A 10,623-nucleotide genomic window follows, 5' to 3' on the forward strand; every position below is an offset into this window, starting at 1 on the left:
TTTTGATTTTAGTCCAGTATAAATACATTCAATCACGGAATAATGGAAGGTAAGTATAGGATATTTTATGTGCCTATTCAATCATGGGCATCTTTATCGATTACCATTTCATTTTCGGCTTAGAAAAGAAAGGACAAGGTTAAAACAATTTCTTCAATAAAGGAGTCAAGATTGGCTCCTTTCCTTGTCTTCTCTAACCAAGCATGTTATAATGAATACTGCTCAAGCGACCTTCAATCGTTAAAGCACACACGACCTTCAATCGTGAACTAGTCATTTCGTTTATCTTTTATTACGTCGTTAACTCGAAATGAGATTCAAGCTGAGCTTGTCTGATTTATAACCTCAATCAGTCTCCCAGACTAATTGAGCGAACTCAAGTTATGCCTGCGACTCGTTGCCTAGTCCTAAAAGCAAACGAAAAGACTATACTCGAAGAAATTCTATTGAAAGTCATAGTAAATAGAATTTTGAGGGGTATAAATAAACGAATAGATGGGAGACTTACCATGAGTGATAACTCTAAAACACGTGTTGTTGTGGGGATGAGTGGTGGTGTTGATTCGTCGGTGACGGCTCTTTTGCTCAAGGAGCAGGGCTACGATGTGATCGGTATCTTCATGAAGAACTGGGATGACACAGATGAAAACGGCGTCTGTACGGCGACCGAAGATTATAAGGATGTGGCTGCGGTGGCAGACCAGATTGGTATTCCTTACTACTCTGTCAATTTTGAAAAAGAGTACTGGGACCGCGTTTTTGAGTATTTCCTAGCGGAATACCGTGCAGGGCGCACGCCAAATCCGGACGTTATGTGCAACAAGGAAATCAAGTTCAAGGCCTTTTTGGACTATGCCATGACCTTGGGGGCAGACTATGTAGCGACTGGGCATTATGCTCGAGTGGCGCGTGATGAGGACGGCACTGTTCACATGCTTCGTGGCGTGGACAATGGCAAGGACCAGACCTATTTCCTCAGCCAACTTTCGCAAGAACAACTTCAAAAAACCATGTTCCCACTAGGACATTTGGAAAAGCCTGAAGTTCGAAAACTAGCAGAAGAAGCAGGCCTTTCGACTGCTAAGAAGAAAGACTCGACAGGGATTTGCTTTATCGGAGAAAAGAACTTTAAAAACTTCCTTAGCAACTACCTACCAGCTCAGCCTGGTCGCATGATGACTGTGGATGGTCGCGATATGGGCGAGCATGCAGGTCTTATGTATTATACGATTGGTCAGCGTGGCGGGCTTGGTATCGGTGGACAACACGGCGGAGACAATGCTCCTTGGTTCGTTGTCGGAAAAGACCTAAGCAAGAATATTCTCTATGTCGGCCAAGGTTTCTACCATGATTCGCTCATGTCAACCAGCCTAGAAGCCAGTCAAGTCCACTTTACTCGTGACATGCCAGAGGAATTTACGCTAGAATGCACAGCAAAATTCCGTTACCGTCAGCCTGATTCTAAGGTGACAGTACATGTCAAAGGAGAAAAGGCAGAGGTCATCTTTGCAGAACCACAACGCGCGATTACACCAGGACAGGCAGTTGTTTTTTACGATGGCGAAGAGTGTCTAGGTGGTGGTTTGATTGACAATGCTTATCGAGATGGACAAGTTTGTCAGTACATTTAGATTGACAAATTTTCTTAATTTGCTACAATAATAACAGCAATAGAAATGATGGTCAAAGCTCATGGATGTTGCAGGCTTTTTTGTCCTGCACTTCTTTGTAGTTTTGACTGTTTTTGTGTCGTTTAAGGGAAAGGACAAGAATGACTCAACAAGACTTTCGGACAAAAGTAGACAATACGGTTTTTGGTGTTCGGGCGACAGCTTTGATTCTTCAAAATCGCAAGCTTCTAGTCACCAAAGACAAGGGCAAGTATTACATTATCGGCGGTGCGATTCAAGTTAACGAAAAAACGGAAGACGCGGTAGTCCGTGAAGTGAAGGAAGAACTGGGTGTTAAATCTCAAGCTGGGCAGCTAGCTTTTGTGGTTGAAAATCGTTTTGAAGTGGACGGCGTTTCCTATCACAATATCGAGTTTCATTATCTGGTGGATTTGCTTGAAGATGCCCCGTTGACCATGCAGGAAGATGAGAAAAGGCAGCCCTGTGAGTGGATTGACTTGGATAAGCTCCAGAATATCCAGCTAGTTCCAGCCTTTTTAAAAACAGCCCTACCAGATTGGGAAGGCCAACTAAGACACATTCATCTTGAGGAATAGGAGAGAAACATGACTTATCATTTTACTGAAGAATACGATATTATTGTAATTGGTGCGGGACACGCTGGGGTTGAGGCTTCCTTGGCCGCTAGCCGTATGGGCTGTAAGGTCCTGCTTGCGACCATCAATATTGAAATGCTGGCTTTCATGCCTTGTAATCCCTCTATCGGTGGTTCTGCCAAGGGGATTGTCGTGCGTGAAGTCGATGCCCTCGGTGGCGAGATGGCCAAAACCATTGACAAGACTTACATCCAGATGAAGATGCTTAACACAGGGAAGGGGCCAGCCGTCCGTGCCCTTCGTGCGCAGGCTGATAAGGAACTTTACTCTAAGGAAATGCGCAAGACGGTTGAAAATCAAGAAAATCTGACCCTTCGTCAAACCATGATTGATGAGATTTTAGTGGAAGACGGCAAGGTTGTCGGTGTGCGTACAGCTACCCATCAAGAATATGCTGCTAAGGCTGTTATCGTGACGACAGGGACGGCCCTTCGTGGGGAAATTATCATCGGAGATCTCAAGTACTCATCAGGCCCTAACCACAGCCTAGCTTCTATTAACCTTGCTGATAATCTCAAGGAACTGGGACTCGAAATTGGTCGTTTCAAGACAGGGACGCCTCCACGTGTCAAGGCTTCTTCTATCAATTATGATGTGACAGAGATTCAGCCAGGAGACGAAGCGCCAAATCACTTCTCATATACTTCACGTGATGAGGACTATGTCAAGGATCAAGTGCCATGCTGGTTGACCTATACCAATGGTACCAGTCATGAGATTATCCAAAACAACCTCCACCGTGCGCCTATGTTTACAGGTGTGGTCAAGGGAGTGGGCCCTCGTTACTGTCCGTCGATTGAGGACAAGATTGTGCGCTTTGCAGACAAGGAACGCCACCAACTTTTCCTAGAGCCAGAAGGGCGCAATACAGAGGAAGTCTATGTCCAAGGCCTCTCAACCAGTTTACCTGAAGATGTGCAACGTGAGCTGGTTCATTCTATCAAAGGTTTGGAAAATGCAGAGATGATGCGAACAGGTTATGCCATCGAGTACGATATGGTCTTGCCACACCAGTTGCGTGCGACTCTGGAAACCAAGAAAATCTCCGGACTTTTCACTGCTGGTCAGACTAATGGAACGTCAGGTTATGAAGAGGCAGCAGGCCAAGGGATTATCGCTGGGATCAATGCGGCTCTGAAAATCCAAGGTAAACCTGAGTTGATTTTGAAGCGCAGTGACGGTTATATCGGGGTGATGATTGATGACTTGGTGACCAAGGGAACGATTGAGCCTTATCGCCTTTTGACCAGTCGTGCTGAATACCGCCTCATTCTCCGCCATGACAATGCTGATATGCGTTTGACTGAGATGGGCCGTGAGATTGGTCTTGTGGATGATGAACGCTGGACTCGCTTTGAAATCAAGAAAAATCAATTTGAAAATGAGATGAAACGCCTAGACAGCATCAAACTCAAGCCAGTCAAGGAAACCAATGCCAAGGTTGAGGAGATGGGCTTCAAGCCGTTGACAGATGCAGTGACAGCCAAGGAGTTCCTTCGCCGTCCAGAAGTTTCTTACCAAGATGTGGTGGCCTTCATCGGACCAGCTGCAGAGGACTTGGATGACAAGATTATCGAATTGATTGAAACAGAAATCAAGTACGAAGGCTATATTTCCAAAGCCATGGACCAGGTTGCTAAGATGAAACGTATGGAAGAAAAACGCATTCCAGCCAATATTGATTGGGATGACATTGATTCTATCGCAACCGAAGCTCGTCAGAAGTTCAAACTCATCAATCCAGAAACCATCGGTCAAGCCAGCCGTATTTCGGGAGTAAACCCAGCAGATATTTCTATTTTGATGGTGTATCTGGAAGGTAAAAATCGTAGTATTTCTAAAACTCTTCAAAAATCAAAATGATACGTCGTCGGCTTCTTACGAATGAGTTCAAAGCTTGGCTTTGATTCATCTCCAACCTCCCATAGTTCCCCGAACTATGGGAGCTAACTCAAGTTATGCATTTTCCTAGCCTTCTGGTCTGATTTTCATTGAGTTTTAATCTCAAAAGAAAGCATAGAGAAAAACAGCTCCGAAGACGGGGCTGTTTTGTTGACTTGTACTCAATGAAAATCAAAGAGCAAACTAGGAAGCTAGCCGTAGGTTGCTCAAAGCACTGNNGACGAAGTCAGTAACCATATATACGGCAAGGCGAAGCTGACGTGGTTTGAAGAGATTTTCGAAGAGTATTATTCTTCATCTGGTGTGAGGATCATCGGGATGATAATCGGTTCACGTTCGGTATTTTCATAGAGGAAGGGGCGAATAGCGTTGACAATGGCACCATTGACAGATTGCACGCTAGCATCCTTGTTTTTCAGTGCGATACGAATGGCATTGAAGAGGATACGCTGGCTTTGGCGAATCAGGTCGCCAGACTCTCTCATGTAGACAAAGCCTCGGCTGAGGATGTCTGGACCAGATAGAATCATCTGCGACTTGAAGTCAACAGTTGCGACTGCTAAAACGACACCGTCTTCAGATAGATCACGACGGTCTTTGAGGACAGCTGCGCCGATTTCACCGATACGATTTCCATCGACATAGATGTCTTGGGCGTTGAAATGACCTGCAATACGAGCTGAGTCAGCAGTAAGGGCAAGCACATCACCATTACTCATGATAAAGATATTGTCCTTCTCAACACCAGTATCCACTGCTAGTCCAGCATGGACTTTTTGCATGCGGTATTCACCGTGGACAGGCATGAAGTATTTTGGCTTAATCAAGCGGAGCATGAGTTTTTGCTCTTGCTGGCCACCGTGTCCAGATGTATGGATATTGTTCACTTTACCGTGGATAACTTCGACACCAGCTTCAGAAATGATGTTAATCAGCTTGTTGACGCTAGTCGTATTTCCAGGGATTGGGCTTGAAGAGAAGATAACGGTATCACCGGGTTGGAGTTGTACCTGACGGTGGGTTCCGTTGGCGATACGAGAGAGGGCTGCCATAGGCTCGCCCTGACTACCTGTACAGAGGATCAGAACCTCGCCAGCAGGGTAGTCTTTGATTTCATTTGGCTCGATAAAGGTTCCCTTAGGAGCTTTGATGTAGCCAAGGTCGATTCCGTTGACAATGGCCTTTTCCATAGAACGACCAAAGACCGCAATCTTACGTCCAGTCTTAACAGCAGCTTCAGTTGCTTGCTGGAGACGGAAGATATTTGAGGCAAAGGATGCAAAGATGATACGTCCTTCAATGCCTTGGATAATCTTCATGATGGACTGACCAACGACTTTTTCAGAGTTGGTAAAGGTTGGCACTTCTGCATTTGTTGAGTCAGACAGAAGACAAAGCACGCCTTCTTCACCAAGGGCAGCCATACGATGCAAGTCTGCAGGTTCTCCAACTGGAGTAAAGTCGAACTTGAAGTCGCCCGTACAGATGATTTTTCCTTGCGGAGTATGAATGACAATTCCCAAAGGCTCTGGAATAGAGTGAGTCGTTCTAAAGAAAGTTGCCTTGAGATTTTTAAAGGTCAACTCAGTGTTGTGGTTTATTTCGTAAAGTTTGGCGTTGCGCAAGAGGCCGTGTTCTTCGAGTTTCCCACGGATCAAAGCCAAGGCAAGTGGTCCAGCATAGATAGGGACATTTGCTTGCTTGAGCAGGAACGGAATCCCACCAATGTGGTCCTCGTGTCCGTGTGTGATTAAAACAGCCTTGACGCGGTCGATATTGTCCACGATGTATGAGTAGTCAGGAATGACATAGTCGATACCCAGCAAGTCATCTTCTGGGAATTTAATCCCAGCATCGACGATGATAATCTCATCTTGGTATTCAATTCCGTATGTATTTTTCCCGATTTCTCCCAGACCACCGATGGCAAAAACGCCGACTTCTTCAGGTTTAAGAGTGTAGGCCATATTAGAACTCCGTAATTTCGAAGGCGCCAGTTTCTTTTTCGTAATCTAGCAATTTGTCAGACAAGAGTTCGATATACTCGATATTGTACTCTGGGCGATTTTCTTCGACAAGTTGGCGAGCAGCGATACGGCCCTCAAGTTCTGAGTTGGCATCGATGTCTAGGTATAGTGCGCGTGTTGTTTCACGACGTGGGCTACGTTCTTTTGTTTCTTGATAAAAAACTTTGTAAATCATATAGTTCCTTTCTATTTTACAGGTCAGCTTATTCCAAACTTTTAGCATAGATTTGCTTGATTTCATTCCATTTTGTGTCTAGATTGACCTTGATTCGTTACAATTATTTCAATTATACCACAAAATGAAAAATTAGTAAAAGACGGAAACGAGAAAGTCATGGGACGATTTCTTTGGTAAACGCTTGCAATATCAAAAAGTATATGCTATAATAATAGAAAGAAATAGTATAAGCTGGAAAGGAAATAATTCGGAAACTATATTGTTTAGTGCTATTGATATTATGTTTAACTTTATAGATACTTCTGAATTGGATAAAGTTACCGAATTGAATGAACATGCTTTCCCTGTAGTTAGATTAGATAAAGCAGAGGAGCTTGGTTTAGATAATGAAGCTTTGGAGGTAGGCGTGTTTTAAACGAAATCGTAACGGATATAGAGACTAACGGAGAGTCAACTGATTTGGCTAGAATGGATCGCTCTCTTTTTCCTATAGGCTCTTATGGTAATTATTGTGGTTATGGGAAATAATGGATATTCTATTCCAGCTATTGATGATTTAGATATGGCTTGTTTCTATCATGATAAGTGTTTTAAGGGATTTTTAGCAGATAATAGAAGTTGCAATGCCGCATTCCTAATAAGATTATCTCCTATTGTAGCAAATAATGCTTGGAATACAACTAAAGGAGCATATGCAAGAGCAGCTGTGGTTCTATTTTCTAGATTCGTATAAGACCAAGTTTTTGTAAAATATGAGTTGTTACGTAAAAGTGTTGATATGAGTATTGGTGTCTATGAACAGAATCTTATCTTATAAGTTTTAACTTATCTTTTAAGGTTTCTGTTTATAGGCGCTTGTAGATGTGTTTATATCTTTAAAAAATATATTTGCGATATTAAAAATGGATACTTATGCAATATTTCACTTTACTTATTAAGATAAATTTAAACTAAGGAGGTTGCTCTATGTATAACTTATTTGCTTTTGCTATCGGAGCTCGCTTGGTAGCTTTTATTGTTTTTGTTGCTTGCGTTTATGCGGGTAATCTTCTATTTACCAAACTGGAACGACGACAAACCAAGTTCTTGTGGAAAATTACCTTTGTGACTCTCTACTCGCTTTTTCTTCTCCTCGTAACCTATGTCGTTTGGTTTGTATTTTACTTTGGATTAAATGCTTAGATGCCCTGCTCATGCTGGGGCGTTTTTGTTTGGTGGCAAAAGATAGTAAATTTATGACACGAAAATTCCACCCCATCTATCAAGATGAGGTGGTCTTTGCATTTTTCTAAAATGACATGACAATGGAATTTTCAGAGCTTATTATTTTTATGGGAGTCATTGTTCTGCTCAAAAATAGAGTTGAAGCATAAAAATAAAACAATACAAACAGATAGATCAATTGGTAAAGGGATAGTAGTCATGTTTAAATCATTGAGAATGCTGAGCAAACTGTAAGAGATGAAGACAATAAAATTTATCCTTCTAAAAATGTGTTTCTTATCTAGCATGACTTACCAAACTTTTTACGAAGGTCTTTTCCAATGGTATAACCTGCCATAAATAAAGCGATACCAACACCTACACCAAAGCCACCCTTTATTTCTTGCAATTCCTTAGTAGAAATTTCACAATAGTTGTTCAAATCTTTCATCATATTAATCTCCTCCTAAAAAATAACCAGCTGCCAAACCAGAACCTATAAGTGCTGTTCCACCTGCAATAGCTTTCCAAGATACTGCTACTCCAAAGATAACCAAGGGAGCGAGACCGCCATCAATATCTGATAATTCATTTTCAGATAAGGATAAAAATTGATTGTCAAGAACGTCAAAATTTGTCATTGAACTTTCCTCCTTTTTTCTTGTTCACTTTTATATTCGTAAAAGAAAAGGAAAAGTGAACATTTTTTTAAATTATTTTTAGTTAAGTGAGGGCACTCTTGTTTGGGGATAAAGAAAATTCCCATGTGCCAGCTTTTGTAGTATAATAGTAAGCAGACAAAAAGATAGGAATGTGTTATGAAAGTATTAGCTTTTGATACGTCTAGCAAGGCTCTTTCTCTGGCTATTTTAGAGGACAAGCAGGTTCTTGCCGAGACGACGATTAATATCAAGAAAAATCACAGCATTACCCTTATGCCTGCCATCGATTTTTTGATGGCAAGTTTGGATTGGACACCCAAGGATTTAGACCGAATCGTGGTGGCGGAAGGACCAGGTAGCTATACAGGCTTGCGAATTGCGGTAGCAACTGCCAAGACCTTAGCTCATACCCTGAACATCGAGTTGGTTGGTATGTCGAGTCTCTTGGCTCTGGTGCTCTACCAACAAGAAGGTTTGTTTGTCCCCTTGATGGATGCGCGTCGCAATAATGTTTATGCAGGATTTTATGAAAATGCCAAACCTGTCATGCCAGAAGCGCACTTACCCTTTGAGCGAGTGATTGAGTTAATCAAGGGCGCTAGTCAGGTAACCTTTGTCGGAGAAGTTGTCCCCTTTGTTGAGCAGATTCAAAAACACTTGCCAAGGACTAATTTCAAAGAAACCCTGCCTAATGCAGCCAATCTTGCTCTTTTGGCCTGGGACAAGGAAGCAGACTCCTTACACGACTTTGTGCCTAACTACCTCAAGCGTGTCGAGGCTGAGGAAAACTGGCTCAAGAACCATACCGAGTCTGGCGAGTCTTACATTAAACGCCTATGATAGAAATCAAACGAATCCAACAGCAGCCTAATCTAGCTAAAGCCATCTACGCTGTTATGATAGCTGTTTACCCAGTCAGTCCTTGGACGCTGGAACAAATCCAAGCTGACCTATTCCAAGACCAGACTTGGTATGCTCTGGCCTATGATGGGGCAGAAGTGATTGGATTTCTAGCTGTGCAGGAAAATATCTTTGAGGCAGAAGTCTTGCAAATCGCTGTTAAAGGAGACTATCAGGGTCAGGGGATTGCGTCAGCCTTGTTTGCTCAATTGCCGACAGACAAGGAGATTTTCCTCGAAGTCAGAAAGTCAAATCACCGAGCGCAAGCATTTTACAAGAAAGAAAAGATGGCAGTCATCGCTGAGCGAAAGGCCTACTACCATGATCCAGTCGAGGACGCCATTATCATGAAGAGAGAAGTAGATGAAGGATAGATATATTTTAGCATTTGAGACATCCTGTGATGAGACCAGTGTCGCCGTCTTGAAAAACGACGATGAGCTCTTGTCCAATGTCATTGCTAGTCAAATTGAGAGTCACAAACGTTTTGGGGGCGTAGTGCCTGAAGTAGCCAGTCGTCACCATGTCGAGGTCATTACAGCCTGCATCGAGGAGGCACTGACAGAAGCAGGGATTACCGAAGAGGACGTGACAGCTGTGGCTGTTACCTATGGACCAGGCTTGGTCGGAGCCTTGCTAGTTGGTTTGTCAGCTGCTAAGGCCTTTGCTTGGGCACATGGACTTCCACTTATCCCTGTTAACCACATGGCTGGTCACCTCATGGCAGCTCAAAGTGTGGAGCCTTTGGAGTTTCCCTTGCTAGCTCTTTTGGTTAGCGGTGGACACACAGAGTTAGTTTATGTTTCTGAGGCAGGAGATTATAAGATTGTTGGGGAAACGCGAGATGACGCGGTTGGCGAGGCCTATGATAAGGTCGGCCGCGTCATGGGCTTGACCTATCCTGCAGGTCGTGAGATTGACGAGTTGTCTCATCAGGGGCAGGATATTTATGATTTCCCTCGTGCCATGATTAAGGAGGATAATCTGGAGTTTTCATTCTCAGGTTTGAAATCTGCCTTTATCAATCTTCACCACAATGCCGAGCAAAAGGGAGAAAGTCTGTCTACAGAGGATTTGTGTGCTTCCTTCCAAGCAGCTGTACTGGATATTCTCATGGCTAAAACCAAGAAGGCTTTGGAGAAATACCCTGTTAAAACCCTTGTCGTGGCAGGTGGCGTGGCAGCCAATAAAGGTCTCAGAGAACGCCTAGCAACTGAAATCACAGATGTCAATGTCATCATTCCACCTCTGCGTCTCTGCGGAGACAATGCAGGTATGATTGCTTATGCCAGTGTCAGCGAGTGGAACAAAGAAAACTTTGCAAACTTGGACCTCAATGCCAAACCAAGCCTCGCTTTTGATACCATAGAATAAAGAGTCAGCTTAAGGCTGGCTTTTTTATTTTTTCTAACTATCAGAATATTTTGACAAATGAACACAAATAATGATATAATCCCGACTTTA

At 43.1% G+C, this 10,623-nt stretch carries 13 protein-coding genes; 9 read left to right on the forward strand and 4 right to left on the reverse strand.

Annotated features, from left to right (window positions below):
• Positions 1–509 precede the first annotated feature (509 nt).
• The 3 genes from mnmA (at position 510) to mnmG (ending at position 4,150) form a co-directional block, all read left to right on the forward strand.
• Entirely contained in the window at positions 510–1,631 is a 1,122-nt protein-coding gene (gene mnmA, locus B4W83_RS07880; RefSeq protein WP_001282950.1) for a tRNA 2-thiouridine(34) synthase MnmA, read from the forward strand.
• A gap of 140 nt (positions 1,632–1,771) precedes the next feature.
• Positions 1,772–2,227, forward strand: a complete 456-nt coding sequence (locus B4W83_RS07885) for an NUDIX hydrolase (protein WP_000193612.1) — start codon at positions 1,772–1,774, stop codon at positions 2,225–2,227.
• A 9-nt stretch (positions 2,228–2,236) separates the two neighbouring features.
• On the forward strand, positions 2,237–4,150 hold the full coding sequence (mnmG, locus tag B4W83_RS07890) for a tRNA uridine-5-carboxymethylaminomethyl(34) synthesis enzyme MnmG (protein ID WP_000220961.1): 1,914 nt from the start codon (positions 2,237–2,239) through the stop codon (positions 4,148–4,150).
• A gap of 326 nt (positions 4,151–4,476) precedes the next feature.
• Here mnmG and rnjA read toward each other — a convergent pair whose 3' ends face one another.
• Together rnjA and B4W83_RS07905 are read right to left on the reverse strand one after the other, a co-directional pair.
• Positions 4,477–6,156 carry a ribonuclease J1 gene (gene rnjA, locus B4W83_RS07900; RefSeq protein WP_000331962.1) on the reverse strand — a complete coding sequence of 560 codons (1,680 nt, stop codon included), beginning with the start codon at positions 6,154–6,156 and terminating at the stop codon, positions 4,477–4,479.
• Between the two features lies 1 nt (position 6,157).
• Complete coding sequence (locus B4W83_RS07905; protein ID WP_000639571.1) at positions 6,158–6,391, reverse strand: DNA-dependent RNA polymerase subunit epsilon; 234 nt, start codon at positions 6,389–6,391, stop codon at positions 6,158–6,160.
• A gap of 184 nt (positions 6,392–6,575) precedes the next feature.
• Here B4W83_RS07905 and B4W83_RS12460 point away from each other — a divergent pair, with 184 nt between their 5' ends.
• The 3 genes from B4W83_RS12460 to B4W83_RS07915 all read left to right on the forward strand — a co-directional run bounded on the left by B4W83_RS12460 (position 6,576) and on the right by B4W83_RS07915 (position 7,576).
• Positions 6,576–6,809 carry a hypothetical protein gene (locus B4W83_RS12460; RefSeq protein ID WP_001200005.1) on the forward strand — a complete coding sequence of 78 codons (234 nt, stop codon included), beginning with the start codon at positions 6,576–6,578 and terminating at the stop codon, positions 6,807–6,809.
• Positions 6,810–6,893: 84 nt separating this feature from the next.
• The gene (locus B4W83_RS13920) at positions 6,894–7,127 is read left to right on the forward strand and encodes a hypothetical protein (protein WP_000234806.1); all 234 of its coding nucleotides are present in this window, start codon (positions 6,894–6,896) and stop codon (positions 7,125–7,127) included.
• Between the two features lie 233 nt (positions 7,128–7,360).
• Entirely contained in the window at positions 7,361–7,576 is a 216-nt protein-coding gene (locus B4W83_RS07915; RefSeq protein WP_000282480.1) for a hypothetical protein, read from the forward strand.
• Positions 7,577–7,898: 322 nt separating this feature from the next.
• On the opposite strand, the gene cibB is transcribed toward B4W83_RS07915, so the two are convergent.
• Both cibB and cibA read right to left on the reverse strand, forming a co-directional pair.
• On the reverse strand, positions 7,899–8,051 hold the full coding sequence (gene cibB / locus B4W83_RS07930; RefSeq protein ID WP_000974046.1) for a fratricide two-peptide bacteriocin subunit CibB: 153 nt from the start codon (positions 8,049–8,051) through the stop codon (positions 7,899–7,901).
• 1 nt (position 8,052) lies between these two features.
• Positions 8,053–8,238, reverse strand: a complete 186-nt coding sequence (gene cibA, locus B4W83_RS07935) for a fratricide two-peptide bacteriocin subunit CibA (RefSeq protein WP_000180841.1) — start codon at positions 8,236–8,238, stop codon at positions 8,053–8,055.
• Between the two features lie 177 nt (positions 8,239–8,415).
• Between cibA and tsaB the strand changes: the two genes are divergently transcribed.
• The 3 genes from tsaB to tsaD are packed head-to-tail and all read left to right on the forward strand — an operon-like array spanning position 8,416 to position 10,533.
• The gene (tsaB, locus tag B4W83_RS07940; protein WP_000865688.1) at positions 8,416–9,099 is read left to right on the forward strand and encodes a tRNA (adenosine(37)-N6)-threonylcarbamoyltransferase complex dimerization subunit type 1 TsaB; all 684 of its coding nucleotides are present in this window, start codon (positions 8,416–8,418) and stop codon (positions 9,097–9,099) included.
• A complete protein-coding gene (gene rimI, locus B4W83_RS07945) occupies positions 9,096–9,533 on the forward strand; it encodes a ribosomal protein S18-alanine N-acetyltransferase (RefSeq protein WP_000569845.1) in 438 nt (145 codons plus the stop codon). Before tsaB ends, rimI begins: the two co-directional genes overlap by 4 nt.
• The gene (gene tsaD, locus B4W83_RS07950) at positions 9,523–10,533 is read left to right on the forward strand and encodes a tRNA (adenosine(37)-N6)-threonylcarbamoyltransferase complex transferase subunit TsaD (RefSeq protein ID WP_023938424.1); all 1,011 of its coding nucleotides are present in this window, start codon (positions 9,523–9,525) and stop codon (positions 10,531–10,533) included. Before rimI ends, tsaD begins: the two co-directional genes overlap by 11 nt.
• Positions 10,534–10,623 lie beyond the last annotated feature (90 nt).

The organism is Streptococcus pseudopneumoniae ATCC BAA-960 = CCUG 49455, from assembly GCF_002087075.1.
GTDB lineage: Bacteria > Bacillota > Bacilli > Lactobacillales > Streptococcaceae > Streptococcus > Streptococcus pseudopneumoniae.

Bases quoted from the DNA above. Each gene is read 5' to 3' on its own strand.
- mnmA (WP_001282950.1), top strand. From the start codon at position 510: ATGAGTGATAACTCTAAAACACGTGTTGTTGTGGGGATGAGTGGTGGT.
- B4W83_RS07885 (WP_000193612.1), top strand. From the start codon at position 1,772: ATGACTCAACAAGACTTTCGGACAAAAGTAGACAATACGGTTTTTGGT.
- mnmG (WP_000220961.1), top strand. From the start codon at position 2,237: ATGACTTATCATTTTACTGAAGAATACGATATTATTGTAATTGGTGCG.
- rnjA (WP_000331962.1), bottom strand. From the start codon at position 6,156: ATGGCCTACACTCTTAAACCTGAAGAAGTCGGCGTTTTTGCCATCGGT.
- B4W83_RS07905 (WP_000639571.1), bottom strand. From the start codon at position 6,391: ATGATTTACAAAGTTTTTTATCAAGAAACAAAAGAACGTAGCCCACGT.
- B4W83_RS13920 (WP_000234806.1), top strand. From the start codon at position 6,894: ATGGTAATTATTGTGGTTATGGGAAATAATGGATATTCTATTCCAGCT.
- B4W83_RS07915 (WP_000282480.1), top strand. From the start codon at position 7,361: ATGTATAACTTATTTGCTTTTGCTATCGGAGCTCGCTTGGTAGCTTTT.
- cibB (WP_000974046.1), bottom strand. From the start codon at position 8,051: ATGATGAAAGATTTGAACAACTATTGTGAAATTTCTACTAAGGAATTG.
- cibA (WP_000180841.1), bottom strand. From the start codon at position 8,238: ATGACAAATTTTGACGTTCTTGACAATCAATTTTTATCCTTATCTGAA.
- tsaB (WP_000865688.1), top strand. From the start codon at position 8,416: ATGAAAGTATTAGCTTTTGATACGTCTAGCAAGGCTCTTTCTCTGGCT.
- rimI (WP_000569845.1), top strand. From the start codon at position 9,096: ATGATAGAAATCAAACGAATCCAACAGCAGCCTAATCTAGCTAAAGCC.
- tsaD (WP_023938424.1), top strand. From the start codon at position 9,523: ATGAAGGATAGATATATTTTAGCATTTGAGACATCCTGTGATGAGACC.